The following is a 14,769-nucleotide window of genomic DNA, read 5'->3' on the forward strand; positions in this document are numbered from 1 at the left end:
GATGGCACCGGCTACGCCGGTATCGCGGGGCAAGCCCGCTCCCACGCTGCCCAGTTCTCTGCGCGACAGCGCAGCCCGAAGGGCTGGGCGATCTCCCACAATGATGTCCATCACCAGCCAGTGCGGTGCCCCCTTGAATCGTGCTCAAGGCGTTGTGCTAGGCTGCTGCAAACGCAGCCGAAGGAAACGCTACCTATGGAACAGGTCACCAACGAGTTTATGCAGGCCGCTATCGATGAAGCCCAGAAAGGGCTTGCCGAGGGCGGTATTCCGATCGGCTCTGTGCTGGTACACGACGGCAGGATTCTCGGGCGTGGCCACAACCGCCGCGTGCAACAAGGCAGCGCCATTCTGCATGGCGAGATGGACGCCCTGGAAAACGCAGGCCGCCAGCCCGCAAGCGTTTACCGCGAGGCCACCCTCTACACCACTCTGTCGCCCTGTGCCATGTGCAGCGGTGCGATTCTGCAGTACGGCATCAAGCATGTGGTAATCGGCGAGAACGTGACCTTCATGGGCGAAGAGAAGCTGCTGAAAAGCCGCGACGTAAGGCTTGAGGTGCTGCACAACGAAACCTGCCAGAACATGATGCGCCGGTTTATCGCAGAGCAACCAAAGCTCTGGAATGAAGACATTGGCTGCTGATGACCTGGCGATGGAAAACAACATTCAAGTCATCCATCTGGCGCCGCTGCCTGCCGCCAACGAGTCGATTGCCGGCACCGACTGGAGCCGCACGCCGCTAGGCCCGCTGGCCAAGTGGCCGGCAACGCTGCGCATTGCCGTCGACATGCTGCACTTGTCGCCATTCCCCTGTGCACTGGTGTGGGGCTCGGACCTGAGTGTCATCCATAACGATGCCTATCCAATCCAGGCACGCCAAGGCTGCGCCTTTCATGGGCTGTGGGGCAACGCCTGGGCGGTGATGGGCGCTGCGGTGTTCCAGGCGCTGGAGGGGCAGGGCAGTATCACCGAAGTGTTGCTGCCTATAGACCAGCAGCAAACCCGCTTCACCTGCTGTTATTCGCCGATTCGCGACGAGCAAGGCGCGGTGGCGGGCTTTGTTCATACCTTGATTGCTGCTTCAGCCAGCGCGGAGGCTGCCAGCGAATGGCGTGAGCGGGCGCTGTCGTTCGAGGCGCAGTTGGTCAGCTACCTGGCTGACAGCCAGCATACCTGGCAGCTATCGCCCGATGTCATGCTGATGCTCGATGACAACCAGCAGGTGCGCATGGCCAACCCGGCATGGCAGCGGTTGCTAGGCTGGACCGCGCAAAGCCAGCCGGCAACCCCCCTTTCCGAGCTGGTGCACCCTGCCGAGCGGACCGGCTGCATATTGGCCCTTACGGCGCTGTACAAGGGTGGTGCGGCTTCGACCTTCGAGGCGCGCATGCGCCATGCCGAGGGCCACTACTGCTGGTTCAGCTGGACCACGCTGGCGGGGCAAACCATGCCGATGCTGGTCGGGCGCGATATTACCGAAACGCGCAAGTCCATACAGCGCCTGGCCGAGGCGGCGGTGCGCGACAGCCAGCGCATGGAGTCGGTGGCCAAGGTTGCGGGCAGTTACGGCCATCAGATGAACAACGTCCTCAGCGGCGTCAGCAGCAGCCTTGAGTGGCTCGAGCGGCGGCTGTTGCAGGGCCGCACCGAGCGCCTGGAAGACTATGTGAAGATGGCCCGCGACTGCGCCGAGCGCGCCATCGGGCTGACCCACAACCTGCTGGCGTTCGCCCGCAGCCAGCCGCTGTCGCCTAGCCCGTTGGATGTCAGCCGGCTGATGCGTGAGGCCGAACCGATGCTGCGCCAGGCACTGAGTGGGGACATTCACCTGGAGTGGCAGCTCGACAGCGCGCCGTGGCCGGTTCAGCTCGACCCGGACCAGTTGCGCAATGCACTGATGCACCTTTGCGCCAACGCAAGCGAGGCGTGCCTGGGGCGCGGCAAGGTGCAGATCCGCAGCTACAACGAACGCCTTAGCTACACCGCCGGGCAGCCTTCAGGCTTGCCAGCAGGGGATTATGTGGTCATTCAGGTCGAGGACGACGGGCACGGTATGTCCGGCGAGACCTCTGCCCACGCCTTCGAGCCGTTCTTCACCACCAAGGAAATGGGGCACGGCGTAGGGCTGGGCTTGGCCATGGTGCATGGTTTCGTACACCAGTCCGGCGGCCAGGTGTGGCTGGAGTCGAAGCTCGGCCACGGTACGCGGGTGGTGATGATGTTCCCCAGGTACCAAGGCAGCCTGCCGGTGCAGCCGGAGCTTCAGCCCAAGCCCATGCAGGCCCATGGCGAGCGCTTGTTGCTGATCGATGACGAGGTCAACCTGCGCGGCCTGATGAAAGAGGCGTTGGTCGACCGTGGCTACGAGGTGAGTGATGCCCCTGACGCCAATACGGCGTTGGGCGCTTATCGCAGTGCCGGCCCCTTCGAGCTGGTGATCACCGATATCGGCTTGCCGGGTGGCTTCAATGGCCGCCAGGTGGCCAGGGCGCTGCGCATGCTGGACCCTGGGCAGAAAATTCTGTTTATCACCGGCTACACCGAAGAGCCGGTCGAGCAACACGTACTCGACCAGCCCGGCACTGCCTTGCTGTACAAACCTTTCAGCCTGGACACGCTCTGCCGCCAGGTGCAGCACATGCTGCACGAGTGAGCCACGCCTGGCTTACAGCCCTTGTTGCAGCGCCGGGTCGTCAGGGTTTTGCTGCTCAAGTTCGGCCAGCAACACCTGCACATTTTGCAACTGGCCGGTTTCTTTCCAGTACTGGATCAGCAGCACCCGTGCGCGGCGATTGGCTGGTTGGTGGTTGAGCAGCGTCTCCAACTGCTGCTGCGCGGCCTGCACCTGGTCGAGCTGGTGCAGGGTTACCGCCAGTGTGTAACGGTAGTCGCTGTTGTCCGGCTCAAGCTCCACGGCGCGGGACAGCGCCAGCAGTGCGTACTCTTGCTGCTGGTGGCGGGTCAGCCACAAACCCAGCTGGTATTGCAGAAATGCCGAGTCTGGGCGTATGGCCAGCGCTTTGGCCAGCACCTGGCGTGAAGCATCCTGCTGGCCCTGCTGCTCCAGCAGGTGAACCTGCGCTGCCAGTGCGTCGAGCCCCTCGGGCGCCAGCGCGAGGCTGCGCTGCAGGGCGGCATTCGCTTGCTCGTAAGCTTGTTCGTGCATGTAAAGGCGTGCCAGGTGCACTTGCGCCTCGGCGTCATCCTGCTGTTGTTCCAGGGTTTGCTGGTAGTTCTCGAGGGCCTCCTGGAACGGCCCGAAGTACAACCCGATGGCATCCGGGTCCAGGCCCAGCAACGCATCGACGGCAGCAAAGCGTACGCTTTGCTCGTCATCTTCGAGCAGTGGGCCGAGTACCAGGCTGCGCTGCGCCGCAGGCACCAGGCGGCGGATACTGGCGATGGCCGCGCGGCGTACCATTGGGTCATCGTGCTCAAGGTCCAGGCGCGCCAGTTTGAGCGCTTGCGGCGAAGGGTAATTGGGCAACTCTGCATACAGCGCGGCACGGCGGATGGGCTGCAGATCGTCGCGCTGCAACTGCTGGTACAGCACCCGTGCGGCGCCGGGCAGGCCATCGTGGGCCTGGCGCAGCGCCTTGGCGTAACTGTGCGGTGGCAGTGTCGGCGCAGGCGTTTGCTGCGGGCGCCACATATAGCTGAGCACGCCCGGCACCAGGATCAACAGCAAAAGGGCGATCAACAGGTGGTGGCGTCTTGACATTGTGCGATCCGTGGCGGCGTGGAGGGCAAAGCTTGGGACAGCCCGGCGGCAAATGCAACGGTCTGGCCGATGAGGTGCGTCTGGCTCGGGTATGATGCCAACCTTTCATCCTTCAAGAGGCCTGCCCCCATGTCCCTGAGCGCCGAACAGATTGGCCAGTTGCGCATCTTTGCCGAAGAGCTGGCCGAGGCTGCGGCGGCGGCGATAAAACCCTGGTTTCGCGCGCCGCTTGCGGTCGAGGACAAGGGCGGGCGGCTGTATGACCCAGTCACCGTGGCCGACAAGGCCGCCGAAGAAGCCATGCGGGCGTTGATCCAGGCGCGTTACCCCGAGCACGGTATTCTCGGTGAAGAACACGGCGTTGCAGTCGGAAGCAGCCCGCTGACCTGGGTGCTCGACCCCATCGACGGTACGCGCGCGTTCATTACCGGCCTGCCGCTGTGGGGCACCTTGATTGCGCTGAACGATGGCACTGCGCCGCGCATCGGGGTGATGAACCAGCCGTTCACCGCTGAACGCTTCGTCGGCACGCCGCAGGGCGCCTGGTGCAATGGCGCGCCATTGCAGACCCGCCGCTGCGACGACCTGAGCTCGGCCACGCTGATGTGCACCACGCCGGACATGTTCGACACCGAGGCGCGCAAGCAGGCCTTTGCCCAAGTGGCCGAGCAGGCCCGGCTGTTGCGTTATGGCGGCGACTGCTATGCCTACTGCATGCTTGCTTCGGGCTTTGTCGATGTGATCGTCGAGGCGAGCCTGCAACCCTACGATGTGCAGGCGCTTATACCCATCATCGAAGGCGCAGGCGGTGTGATTACCGCGTGGGACGGCAGCTCGGCGCACAACGGCGGTTGCGTGGTTGCCTGCGGCGACCCCGCCCTGCATCCGCAACTGCTGCAGATGCTGCGTCACGCCCTGTAGGCAACACTGCGGCCTGGCGCCGCCCGTTCTGTTTTATGCTAGCTGCATCGCCATTCAAGGAGCCCGCACATGGCCTGGTCCGCCACCCAATATTCGCTATTCGAAGCTGAACGCACCCGCGCCGTACGCGATCTGCTTGCTGCCGTGCCGCCACGGCCTGTGCGCAATGCCACCGACCTTGGCTGTGGCCCCGGCAACTCCACTGAAGTGCTGTTGCAGCGCCACCCCGATGCCCAGGTAATGGCGCTGGACAGCGACCCGGACATGATCGACAAGGCCCGTCAACGCCCGCGCCTGAGCATCCCCCGAGTACGCTGCGAAATCGCCGATATCGCCACTTGGACGGCCGCGGTGCCCCAGGACCTGATTCTCGCCAACGCCTCGTTGCAGTGGGTGGCCGACCACGGCACCTTGTACCCGCACCTGGTGCGCCAGCTCAGTGACGGCGCCAGCCTTGCCGTGCAAACCCCCGACAACCTCGACGAGCCCGCCCATCGCCAATTGCGCGAGATCGCCGCGTGCGGCCCATGGGCGGAGCGTTTCGCCGACTTCAGCCTGCCGCCACGGCACAGTGCCGCGTTCTATTACGACCTGCTCAGCCCGTTGTGCGCGCGGGTTGAAGTGTGGCGCACCACCTATCACCATCCGCTCGAAGGCGGCGCGCAAGCGGTAGTGGAGTGGTTCAAGGGTTCGGCACTGCGCCCTTACCTGGCCCGCCTGGATGCCCAGGAGCAGGAACACTTCCTGCAGTTGTACCAGCAGGCCATGCACAACGAATACCCGGCCGCCAGTGACGGCAAGGTGCTGCTGCCGTTCCCGCGGTTATTCGTGGTGGCGACGCGTTAAACGCCACAGCACATAGGCATAGACACCCAGGTTGAGCAGCGCGACGAAGCTGCCCAGCCAGAGCTGGATTTGCGGGGTAAGGCCTGCGGGGTAGATCATCGGCCAGATGTAGTGTTCGACAAAACCGCCAGGGTAGCCCTGGTCGCCGGCAGCAAAGCGCAGGCGGTTTTCCCATTCGGTGAGTGGGCACTGCAAATGTAACCCTTCCACCGCCAGGCCCCAGGCCAGGGCCGGCAGGTGCAAGATGACGGCGCGGCGCCGCCACAGCACCGACAGGCCGCCGAACAGCACCAGAAGAATGAACGACAGGTGAAACAGAACCAACGCGTCTGCGGCCAGGCGATAGAGCATGAGAGTGTGCTGCTGGAGGTGGAAAGGCGCGTATTAGAGCAGGTTTCACCGAGCAGTACACGTTGTCGCAGGCGCGCATGCCGCCCCTGCAACAACTGGTCACCTCAACCCGCAGCGCCTCAGTGCGCGCCGGCAGATTTGCTCAAATCGCTTTCTGCCCATTCGGTGTAGATGCACGCATCGGCCACTGCCCAGCGCACTTTCACCTGCTCCCCCGGCCGCATGGGCATGCCCGCCGCAGACAATGCCTTGACCGTCAGTTCGGTGCCGCCCTGTGTAACAACATGGCAGGTCTGGCTTTCGCCGAGGAACAAGACCTCGCCAACGGTCGCGCCGACTTCGTTCCAGCCCGCCGGCAACGGCTCGCGGGCAGCCTGTTCGGCGCTCAGTGCCAGGGCTTTCTCTGGGCGGACCATGATCAGTGCCTGCTGCTCGGCGGCCAGCCCCGGGGTCAGGCGAATGGCCAACTGCTGGCCTTCGAAGCTGCCGGCGCCGTTGCTGCTGGCTTTGATGCGCAGGAAGTTCGAATTGCCCAGGAACGAGGCGACAAAGGCATTGGGCGGGTTCTGGTACAAGTCGAAGCCGGTGCCCAGGCCGACGATCTTGCCGTGGCTGAAAATCGCGATGCGCTGCGACAGGCGCATGGCTTCTTCCTGGTCGTGGGTGACGTAGACGATGGTGATGCCGAGCCTGCGGTGCAGTTGGCGCAGTTCATCCTGCAGGTCTTCACGCAGTTTTTTGTCCAGCGCGCCGAGCGGCTCGTCCATCAGCAGGATACGCGGCTCGTACACCAGCGCGCGGGCGATTGCCACACGCTGCTGTTGGCCACCGGACATCTGCGAAGGCTTGCGGTGCGCGAACGGGTCCAGTTGCACCAGCTTGAGCATGGCGTCGACGCGCTTTTTGGTCTCGGCACTGGACAGCTTGCGGATGGCCAGCGGGAAGGCGATGTTGTCGCGCACGTTCAGGTGCGGGAACAGCGAGTAGCGCTGGAACACCATGCCGATGTCACGCTTGTGCGGTGGCACATTCACCAGCGACTGGCCATCGACCAGAATCTCGCCGCTGCTTGGGGTTTCAAAGCCTGCCAGCATCGACAGCGTGGTGGACTTGCCCGAGCCGCTGGAGCCGAGGAAGGTCAGAAACTCCCCGTCCTGGATTTCCAGGTCGAGGTTGTCTACGGCGGTAAAGTCGCCGTAGTGCTTGTTCAGGCCGCGCAGGCTGACCAGGGTCTTGTTCGGCGCGTTTTCTTTGATCACTGCACTCATTTTTTATTCTCTCCGGGCACTCAGGCGTTTTCGGCGCGGCGGCGCAGGGCGGCGGCAATTACCATGACCAGCAGCGACAGGCCGATCAGCAGGGTCGAGGCGACTGCGATGACCGGGCTCAGGTCCTGGCGCAGGGTGGTCCACATCTTGACCGGCAGGGTCTGCAGGTCGGGGCTGGCCATCATCACGCTCAGTACCACTTCATCCCACGACACCAGAAACGCGAACAGGCCGCCGGCGATCATGCCTGGGCGAATGGCCGGGAAGGTCACCTTGAAGATGGCTTGCAGGCGCGAAGCCCCGCAGATCACCGCAGCGTCCTCGATGGACTGGTCGAACAGCTTCAACGAATTGATGATGGAAATGATGGTAAAGGGCAGGGCGACGATCACGTGGCTGACCACAAACGCGAACAGCGTGCCGGTGTAGCCGAGCTTCAGAAACAGCGCGTACACGGCAACGGCGATGATCACCAGCGGCACGATCATCGGCATGGTGAAGAGGCCATAGAGCATTTCACGGCCCGGGAAGCGGCCGCGTACCAGGGCAAACGCGGTGGGCAGGCCCAGCGCTACGGCCGCGACGGTGGTGAGTATCGCCACCTTCAGGCTGGCCAGCGCTGCGTCCATCCACTCTGGGTTGGAGAAGAACTGCTCGTACCACTTGAGCGTCCAGCCCGGTGGCGGGAACACCAGCCACTGCGAGGAGCCGAACGACAGCAGAATGATGAACACCACCGGCAGCAGCAGAAAGGCTGCAATAACCCCGGTGGTTACATAAAGGCCGGTGCGCAGCGGGCGACCCATGGCATTGGGGGACAGAAGCATGGCGGATTACCTCGCGTTGCCGACCGGGGATTCCGGCTGCAGCTTCAGGTACAGGTAGAAGAGCACCAGGGTGATGATCACCAGCAGTGCCGCGGCGGCGCTGGCCAGGCCCCAGTTCAGGAACGACTGCACCTGCTGGATGATGAATTCGGGCAGCATCATGTTCTGCGCGCCGCCCAGCAGTGCCGGCGTCACGTAGTAGCCCAGGGACATGACGAATACCATCAGTGCCCCGGAGAACAGCCCCGAGCGGCACAGTGGCAGGAACACCTTCCAGAAGTTGGTCCAGGGGCTTGCGCCGCAGATGGAGCCGGCCTGCAGCACCATTGGGTCGATGGCATGCATGGTTGCCTGCAACGGCAGCACGATGAACGGGATCATGATGTAGCTCATGCCGATCACCACGCCCGTGAGGTTGTGCACCATTTCGATCGGGGCATCGATGATGCCCATGGCCATCAACGCCTTGTTGATCACCCCCGAACCCTGCAGCAGCACCAGCCACGAGTAGGTCCGCGCCAGCAGGCTGGTCCACATCGACAGCAGCACGATGTTCAGCAGCCAGCGGCCCCAGCCTTTAGGCACCAGGGTAATCGCCCAGGCCAGCGGGAAGCCCAGCAGTACGCTGATCAGCGTCACCAGGCCGGCCACCGAGAAGGTGTTGAACAGCACCCGTGCATAGGCCGAGTTGGCGAACAGCTGCTCGTAGTTGCCCAGCCCTGGCACCGGCTCCAGCACGCCGCGCAGCAGCAGGCTGATCAGCGGGGCAAAGAAGAACAGGCCAAGAAAGAGCAGGGCCGGCAGCAGGTTACGGCTGCCTTTCCAGCGCTGGCTCAGGGCTGGGCGGCGTTCGGCCGCCGGTGGTGCGCCGGCCCCCGAAGGGGCTCCTTGCGCATTGTGCAGGGCGTTGATGGCGACTTTCATTTGACCAGCCACTCATTCCAGCGGGCGGCGATGGCCGGGCCGTTTTTTGCCCAGTAGGCGAAGTCCAGGGTGACCTGGTCGGCGGCGTGGGCGGTGGGCAGGTTCGGGGCGAGCTGCTCGTCCAGCATGGGCACGCTATCGACGTTGACCGGCGCATAGGCCGTGGCGTTGGCAAAATCAGCCTGGCCTTTGGCGCTGCTGGCATTGGCGATAAATTTCATGGCCGCATCCTTGTTCTTGGCGCCTTTGGGGACAACCAGGAAATCAGCCATGACCAGGTTCTGCTTCCAGCTCACGCCCACCGGGGCGCCATCTTGCTGAAGGGCGTAGACGCGGCCGTTCCAGAACTGGCCAAGCGTCGCTTCACCGGATGCCAGCAGTTGCTGGGACTGGGCGCCGCCGCCCCACCAGACGATGTCTTTCTTGATGGTGTCGAGCTTCTTGAAGGCGCGGTCCAGGTCCAGCGGGTAGAGCTTGTCAGGGGCTACGCCGTCCGCCAGCAGGGCAAGTTCCAGCACGCCGGGGCTTGGCCATTTGTACAGGGCGCGTTTGCCGGGGTAAGCCTTGGTGTCGAACAGCGCGGACCAGTCCACAGGCTTGTTGGCGCCGAGCTTGCCTTCGTTGTAACCGAGTACGAAGGAGAAGAAGAACGAGCCGACGCCGTGATCGGACGCAAAGCGTGGGTCGATCTTGTCGCGCTTGATCTGGTTGAAATCGAGGGGCTCGAGCAGGCCTTCGCTGGCGGCGCGCAGGGCAAAGTCGGCTTCGACATCGACCACATCCCACTGCACATTGCCGCTCTCGACCATGGCTTTGAGTTTGCCGTAGTCGGTTGGGCCGTCCTGGACGACCTTGATCCCGGTTGCTTTGCTGAATGGGGTAGCCCAGCTGTCTTTCTGCGCATCCTGGGTGCTACCACCCCAGCTTACGAAGTTGACGTTATCAGCGGCCTGCGCGGCCTGGCAGGCCAAGGTCAGCAGGCTGGCAGACAGCACTGCGGTTACACGTTTGCTCAACAGCATGGTTACGCCCTCGTTGCTTTTTGTTATTCGAGGCGGGGCTGGTAGTGCGCCCGCCAACTGTGTTCGGGGAGCAGAAATCAATGTGCGTCGTGTGGTCGCCCTGTGAGTGTAGGTACGGCCGGGGAATTCAAGGTCTACGGGATATCATATTATGGTATTCCAAACTTTTCGCAAGGGGGAGTGGGCGACCGGCCATCACTCTTTTCCTGGCGGCACGCTTCAAGCGGCAAGCTGAAAGAAAAAAGCGGACCGCGTGGCTACGCAGATCCGCTTTTCACTTGCCGCTTGCCGCTTTCAGCTTGCGAAAGGGATGCTTTGCACCACTTCCAGCTCGTAGCCCGCAAGCCCTGCGTACTTCAGTGGCGGGCCAAGGTGGCGCAGCTTGCCTACGCCCAGGTCCTGCAGAATCTGCGCGCCGGTACCGACTTCCGAGTACACCTTCGACTGGCCGCGTTGGTACGGGCGCTGCGGCTGGGTGAGGTGGGGGACCCGCTCGAGCAGCGCCTGGGAGGACTCATGGTTGGCCAGAATCACCACCACCCCGGCGCCTTCGGCGGCGACCCGCTCCAGCGCTGCCCACAGCGTCCAGTTGGCGGGGCCTGCATATTCGGCGCCGACCAGGTCGCGCAACGGGTCGATCACATGCACCCGCACCAGCGTCGGCTGTTCGCGACGAATGTCGCCCATCACCATGGCCATGTGCACGCCGCCTTCGATGCGGTCTTCGTAGGTCACCAGGCGGAACGTGCCATGCACCGTGGGCATTTCGCGCTCGCCAATACGCTTGACGGTCTGCTCGGTGCTCAGGCGATAGTGGATCAGGTCGGCGATGGTGCCGATCTTGATGCCGTGACGCGCGGCGAATACTTCAAGGTCGGGGCGCCGCGCCATGGTGCCGTCATCGTTGAGCACCTCGACAATCACCGAGGCCGGGCTGAAGCCCGCCAGGCGCGCCAGGTCGCAGCCGGCCTCGGTGTGCCCGGCGCGGGTCAGCACGCCGCCTTCGCGGGCGCGCAGGGGGAAGATATGGCCCGGCTGCACCACGTCTTCAGGGCGGGCGTCGGCGGCCATGGCGGCAGCCACGGTGCGCGCCCGGTCAGCGGCGGAAATACCCGTGGTAACGCCGCTGGCTGCCTCGATCGATACAGTGAAGGCGGTGCTGAACGCGCTGCCATTGGCCGGTACCATCTGCTCAAGGCCCAGGCGCTGGCAATGCTCGTCGGTCAAGGTCAGGCAGATCAGCCCGCGTGCCTCGCGCGCCATGAAATTGATGGCTGCGGCGTCGCAATGCTCTGCGGCGATCAGCAGGTCGCCCTCGTTTTCGCGGTCTTCGTCATCGACCAGCAGGACCATCTTGCCTTGGCGATAATCCTCGAGAAGTTCTTCGATGCTGTTGAATGCCATGCTGCACGCTCACCGTGGTTTGGTAATTTTTATGGTATACCATCATACACAATAACCCTGAAGCAGGAGCATGACCCATGAAGGCTTACTGGATCGCCCACGTCGATGTCAGCGACCTTGAGCAATACCAGCAATACACCCAGCGTGCTCCGGCGGCGTTCGTGGCCTTTGGCGGGCGCTTTCTGGCCCGGGGCGGGCGCAGCCAGGCCATGGAGGGGAGGGAAACACCTCAGCGTAGCGTGGTGATCGAATTCGACTCCTATGAACAGGCGTTGGCCTGCTACCGTTCGGACCTCTACCAAGAGGCGTGCAAGCATCGCCAAGGGGTGGCCAAGGCCGAGGTGATTATCGTCGAAGGCGTCGCATCCTGACGGCTCAGTACACCCATACCTCGACACGGCGGTTGCGTAACCGCCCCTGTTCCAGCTCATTGTCCGCCACCGGCAGCTCATCACCGAGCCCGGTGACGTCCTTGACCTCGACCCCGGCCCGCGCCAACTCGCGGCGTACCGCCATGGCCCGCAGGCGTGAGAGCAGGGCGGCGCGCCCTGGGGTTGCCTTGGGGTCGCCGAAACCTACCAGCACGGCCTTGCCCTGCAACTTGCCAGCCTGGCGCAAGTAGTCGCTGACCCGCTGCACATCGCGCAGGGCCTTGTTGTCGAGGCTGGCGCTGCCTTGCTGGAAACGAAAGTTCACCGTCAGCCGCTGCGCCTGGGCACTGAGTGCCCTATAGCCGGGTGGCAGATCGGCCTGCGCGGGCACCGTCAGCGCCTTGATCTGCTGCGAGACAAACCCCTGCTCAGCGACAATCGCCTGCCCGGCCGGGCTCTGCGCAAATTCAACCAGCGCGCGCGCCTGCGGCCGGGCATGGGCTGGCAGGTAAAGGTAGAGCCTGCGAGACAGCGGGTAATCTTCGCTGGCCACCAGTGCCCGGCTTGGCGGCAGTGCCGGGGCATCGCCCTCGGCGACCGCCAGCACCTTGGCCCCGTGCACCGTGGCCAGGCCGCTGAAGCCAATGGCCTGGCGGTCAAGCTTGACTCGCTCGGCCAGTTCATCGGCGGACTCGAAGCGCTGGGTATCAGCGGCCAGCCGGCGCTGTTGCGGGTCGAGCACCAATGCCTTGAAGGTTTCGAAGGTGCCTGAGCGATCATCGCGGGCATAAAGGTGGATGTTGCCGCCTTGCACGCCCAACTGTTCCCAGCGCTGCACCTGGCCTGAAAACACCTGCGCCAGTTGCGCGGTGGTCAGTTGGCCCAGTGGGTTGTCGGGGTGGACGATGATTGCCACACCATCCAGGCCAATCACCTGTTCAGCGCTGGCGCCGCGCATGTCGCCGAACGCTTGCAGTTGCTGTACTTCGCTGTCGTTGATCGGCCGCGAAGCCGCTGCCAGGTCGGCGTTGCCTGATGCCAGCGCGGCGAAGCCAGTGCTTGTGCCGTGGGCGGCTATTTCGGTGCGTAGCGGCTGGTTGTCGCGGCTGCGGGCGAGAACCTGGGTTTCGTTTGCCGCAGTGCCCGGGGTGGTTTCGATTGCGCTGGCGCCTTGGCTTTGCAGCAAGCCGCGCACCAGTGCCGGGCCCAGTGCAGCGCCAACGGTGTTGGATCCCTGGATACGCAGCTGTGCGGGCTCGGCCAAGGCCAGGCTTGAGAGCAGGCAAAGCAGGAGAGCGAAGGGGCGGTGCATGCCGGATAACCTTTGGCACGGAGATGCGCCGCAGATTACGACAGTTGCGTGACTGTTCGATGACGCAGGCCTGCTCCGGCCTCATCGCAGGCTGACGCCAGCTCCCACAGTGAATGTGTCCAGCCTCGATATTGGGGGTTGACCCACACCCTGTGGGAGCTGGCGCCAGCCTGCGATGAGGCCAGTGCGGGCTTGCACAAAACCACGGAATCTCCCGCAGGTGTCCAAGCCAACCACCCAGGTAGTGGCCGGGCGCAGCCTTGTGGGGGCAGGGCGTTACAGCCGACTGTTATGCAATGCCTACGCGGAACTGTATCGGTCTGATCCGGGGGTATAACCTTATGCTGTTACGAAATATGTCGAATAAAAGCCTGAAGAAGGAATGCGTGCAATGCCAGTCAAGGACCTGCTGATCGCCCTGGTGGTGATCATCGCCTGGGGCGTCAATTTTGTAGTGATCAAGGTCGGCCTCGACGGCCTGCCGCCGATGCTGCTCGGTGCCTTGCGTTTCACCTTGGTGGCATTCCCTGCGGTATTGCTGGTCAAGCGCCCGAACCTGCCGTGGCGCTGGCTGATTGCCTATGGCGCCACCATTTCCTTGGGCCAGTTCGCGTTCCTGTTCCAGGCCATGTACAGCGGCATGCCGCCAGGGCTGGCCTCGCTGGTGCTGCAATCCCAGGCGTTCTTCACCCTAGGTTTTGCTGCGCTGTTCCTCGGGGAGCGCTTGCGTGTGGCCAGTGTTCTCGGGCTGTTGGTGGCGGCAGCGGGGCTTGCCGTCATTGGCAGCGAAAACAGCAGCCACGTTCCGCTGATCGCCTTGCTGCTGACCCTGTGCGGCGGCGCGATGTGGGGTATGGGCAATATCATCACCCGGCGTTTTGGCCAGATCGATCTGGTGGCGTTGGTGATCTGGGGCGGGCTGATTCCGCCGTTGCCGTTTCTGGCTTTGTCGTGGTGGCTGGAGGGGCCGCAGGTCATCAGCCATGCGCTGTTGAACATCAGCTGGGCTTCGGTGCTGGCGCTGATCTACCTGGCGTTCGTTGCCACCATGCTCGGCTACAGCCTGTGGAGCACGCTGCTGTCGCGCCACCCGGCAGGCAAGGTGGCGCCATTTTCGCTGCTGGTGCCAGTGATCGGCCTGAGTTCATCGGCATTGCTGCTTGGCGAACGCCTGAGTGTGGCGCAGTGCTGGGGTGCCGTTCTGGTGATGCTCGGTTTGCTCATCAATGTGTTCGGGCCACGTTTGCGCCAGCGCTTGCGTAGTGCCACGGCGCGTTGACACAGACGCAAACACCCCCGCTCAGCTGTTTAGCCTGGCTCTGTTAGACTCGGTCCCTCTTTGCCAGGCCAACGGAGCCATCGCCATGATCATTTCCACCACCAGCCAACTCGAAGGCCGGCCCGTCGCTGAATACCTGGGTGTCGTCAGCGCCGAATCGGTGCAGGGTATCAACTTCGTGCGCGATTTCTTCGCGCGTTTTCGCGACTTCTTCGGGGGCCGCTCGCAAACCCTGGAGAGCGCGCTAAAGCTGGCGCGTGAGCAGGCCACCGAAGAACTCAAGACCCGGGCACGGCAGTTGCAAGCCGATGCCGTGCTGGGTGTCGACTTTGAAATCAGCATGCCATCGGTGCAGGGCGGCATGGTTGTAGTGTTCGCCACCGGCACAGCGGTACGGCTCAGATAAGGCAATGTGCCATTGGTCGGGCAGCGGTTTATTGTCCGACTGGTCTGCAAATGACCGGCTAGTCTCATTTCATCGGGGCCGCTGCTAATTCTGGGCAAACAGGTTGTTTGCCGG

The 14,769-nt window shown here is 63.5% G+C and carries 15 protein-coding genes; 7 read left to right on the forward strand and 8 right to left on the reverse strand.

Features of this window, described 5'->3' with window-relative positions; translation table 11 throughout:
• The first annotated feature begins 195 nt into the window (after positions 1–195).
• Positions 196–645: a nucleoside deaminase gene (locus HU720_RS00280; RefSeq protein ID WP_186516233.1), complete on the forward strand. Its 450-nt coding sequence runs from the start codon at positions 196–198 to the stop codon at positions 643–645.
• The gene (locus HU720_RS00285; protein ID WP_238337584.1) at positions 626–2,656 is read left to right on the forward strand and encodes an ATP-binding protein; all 2,031 of its coding nucleotides are present in this window, start codon (positions 626–628) and stop codon (positions 2,654–2,656) included. The genes HU720_RS00280 and HU720_RS00285 overlap by 20 nt, the downstream gene beginning before the upstream one ends.
• Before the next feature lie 12 nt (positions 2,657–2,668).
• On the opposite strand, the gene HU720_RS00290 is transcribed toward HU720_RS00285, so the two are convergent.
• On the reverse strand, positions 2,669–3,724 hold the full coding sequence (locus HU720_RS00290; RefSeq protein ID WP_186516237.1) for a HEAT repeat domain-containing protein: 1,056 nt from the start codon (positions 3,722–3,724) through the stop codon (positions 2,669–2,671).
• Positions 3,725–3,853: 129 nt separating this feature from the next.
• Here HU720_RS00290 and hisN point away from each other — a divergent pair, with 129 nt between their 5' ends.
• Both hisN and tam read left to right on the forward strand, forming a co-directional pair.
• Positions 3,854–4,645: a histidinol-phosphatase gene (hisN, locus tag HU720_RS00295; RefSeq protein ID WP_186516240.1), complete on the forward strand. Its 792-nt coding sequence runs from the start codon at positions 3,854–3,856 to the stop codon at positions 4,643–4,645.
• Between the two features lie 69 nt (positions 4,646–4,714).
• Positions 4,715–5,491 (forward strand): trans-aconitate 2-methyltransferase, encoded by a 777-nt coding sequence (gene tam, locus HU720_RS00300; protein ID WP_186516243.1) that lies wholly within the window; start codon positions 4,715–4,717, stop codon positions 5,489–5,491.
• On the opposite strand, the gene HU720_RS00305 is transcribed toward tam, so the two are convergent.
• The 6 genes from HU720_RS00305 to ribBA form a co-directional block, all read right to left on the reverse strand.
• Positions 5,468–5,842, reverse strand: a complete 375-nt coding sequence (locus HU720_RS00305; protein WP_186516246.1) for a DUF2784 domain-containing protein — start codon at positions 5,840–5,842, stop codon at positions 5,468–5,470. The genes tam and HU720_RS00305 overlap by 24 nt on opposite strands.
• A gap of 119 nt (positions 5,843–5,961) precedes the next feature.
• A complete protein-coding gene (locus HU720_RS00310; RefSeq protein ID WP_186516248.1) occupies positions 5,962–7,110 on the reverse strand; it encodes an ABC transporter ATP-binding protein in 1,149 nt (382 codons plus the stop codon).
• A 20-nt stretch (positions 7,111–7,130) separates the two neighbouring features.
• Positions 7,131–7,937: an ABC transporter permease gene (locus HU720_RS00315; protein ID WP_186516249.1), complete on the reverse strand. Its 807-nt coding sequence runs from the start codon at positions 7,935–7,937 to the stop codon at positions 7,131–7,133.
• 6 nt (positions 7,938–7,943) lie between these two features.
• Positions 7,944–8,861 (reverse strand): ABC transporter permease, encoded by a 918-nt coding sequence (locus HU720_RS00320; protein ID WP_186516250.1) that lies wholly within the window; start codon positions 8,859–8,861, stop codon positions 7,944–7,946.
• Positions 8,858–9,883 carry an ABC transporter substrate-binding protein gene (locus HU720_RS00325; RefSeq protein ID WP_186516251.1) on the reverse strand — a complete coding sequence of 342 codons (1,026 nt, stop codon included), beginning with the start codon at positions 9,881–9,883 and terminating at the stop codon, positions 8,858–8,860. The genes HU720_RS00320 and HU720_RS00325 overlap by 4 nt, the downstream gene beginning before the upstream one ends.
• Before the next feature lie 294 nt (positions 9,884–10,177).
• Positions 10,178–11,287, reverse strand: a complete 1,110-nt coding sequence (gene ribBA, locus HU720_RS00330; RefSeq protein WP_186516252.1) for a bifunctional 3,4-dihydroxy-2-butanone-4-phosphate synthase/GTP cyclohydrolase II — start codon at positions 11,285–11,287, stop codon at positions 10,178–10,180.
• 77 nt (positions 11,288–11,364) lie between these two features.
• Here ribBA and HU720_RS00335 point away from each other — a divergent pair, with 77 nt between their 5' ends.
• Entirely contained in the window at positions 11,365–11,658 is a 294-nt protein-coding gene (locus tag HU720_RS00335; RefSeq protein WP_186516254.1) for a DUF1330 domain-containing protein, read from the forward strand.
• A gap of 4 nt (positions 11,659–11,662) precedes the next feature.
• On the opposite strand, the gene HU720_RS00340 is transcribed toward HU720_RS00335, so the two are convergent.
• Complete coding sequence (locus HU720_RS00340; protein WP_186516256.1) at positions 11,663–12,970, reverse strand: phosphate ABC transporter substrate-binding/OmpA family protein; 1,308 nt, start codon at positions 12,968–12,970, stop codon at positions 11,663–11,665.
• Between the two features lie 391 nt (positions 12,971–13,361).
• Between HU720_RS00340 and HU720_RS00345 the strand changes: the two genes are divergently transcribed.
• Both HU720_RS00345 and HU720_RS00350 read left to right on the forward strand, forming a co-directional pair.
• Complete coding sequence (locus HU720_RS00345) at positions 13,362–14,249, forward strand: EamA family transporter (protein WP_186516258.1); 888 nt, start codon at positions 13,362–13,364, stop codon at positions 14,247–14,249.
• 85 nt (positions 14,250–14,334) lie between these two features.
• Positions 14,335–14,655: a YbjQ family protein gene (locus HU720_RS00350; protein WP_186516260.1), complete on the forward strand. Its 321-nt coding sequence runs from the start codon at positions 14,335–14,337 to the stop codon at positions 14,653–14,655.
• The last annotated feature ends 114 nt before the right edge of the window (positions 14,656–14,769 follow it).

The sequence above is a fragment of the Pseudomonas sp. SWRI51 genome (assembly GCF_014268825.1).
GTDB classification, from domain to species: Bacteria; Pseudomonadota; Gammaproteobacteria; order Pseudomonadales; family Pseudomonadaceae; genus Aquipseudomonas; species Aquipseudomonas farsensis.

Bases quoted from the DNA above. Each gene is read 5' to 3' on its own strand.
- HU720_RS00280 (WP_186516233.1), top strand. From the start codon at position 196: ATGGAACAGGTCACCAACGAGTTTATGCAGGCCGCTATCGATGAAGCC.
- HU720_RS00285 (WP_238337584.1), top strand. From the start codon at position 626: ATGAAGACATTGGCTGCTGATGACCTGGCGATGGAAAACAACATTCAA.
- HU720_RS00290 (WP_186516237.1), bottom strand. From the start codon at position 3,724: ATGTCAAGACGCCACCACCTGTTGATCGCCCTTTTGCTGTTGATCCTG.
- hisN (WP_186516240.1), top strand. From the start codon at position 3,854: ATGTCCCTGAGCGCCGAACAGATTGGCCAGTTGCGCATCTTTGCCGAA.
- tam (WP_186516243.1), top strand. From the start codon at position 4,715: ATGGCCTGGTCCGCCACCCAATATTCGCTATTCGAAGCTGAACGCACC.
- HU720_RS00305 (WP_186516246.1), bottom strand. From the start codon at position 5,842: ATGCTCTATCGCCTGGCCGCAGACGCGTTGGTTCTGTTTCACCTGTCG.
- HU720_RS00310 (WP_186516248.1), bottom strand. From the start codon at position 7,110: ATGAGTGCAGTGATCAAAGAAAACGCGCCGAACAAGACCCTGGTCAGC.
- HU720_RS00315 (WP_186516249.1), bottom strand. From the start codon at position 7,937: ATGCTTCTGTCCCCCAATGCCATGGGTCGCCCGCTGCGCACCGGCCTT.
- HU720_RS00320 (WP_186516250.1), bottom strand. From the start codon at position 8,861: ATGAAAGTCGCCATCAACGCCCTGCACAATGCGCAAGGAGCCCCTTCG.
- HU720_RS00325 (WP_186516251.1), bottom strand. From the start codon at position 9,883: ATGCTGTTGAGCAAACGTGTAACCGCAGTGCTGTCTGCCAGCCTGCTG.
- ribBA (WP_186516252.1), bottom strand. From the start codon at position 11,287: ATGGCATTCAACAGCATCGAAGAACTTCTCGAGGATTATCGCCAAGGC.
- HU720_RS00335 (WP_186516254.1), top strand. From the start codon at position 11,365: ATGAAGGCTTACTGGATCGCCCACGTCGATGTCAGCGACCTTGAGCAA.
- HU720_RS00340 (WP_186516256.1), bottom strand. From the start codon at position 12,970: ATGCACCGCCCCTTCGCTCTCCTGCTTTGCCTGCTCTCAAGCCTGGCC.
- HU720_RS00345 (WP_186516258.1), top strand. From the start codon at position 13,362: ATGCCAGTCAAGGACCTGCTGATCGCCCTGGTGGTGATCATCGCCTGG.
- HU720_RS00350 (WP_186516260.1), top strand. From the start codon at position 14,335: ATGATCATTTCCACCACCAGCCAACTCGAAGGCCGGCCCGTCGCTGAA.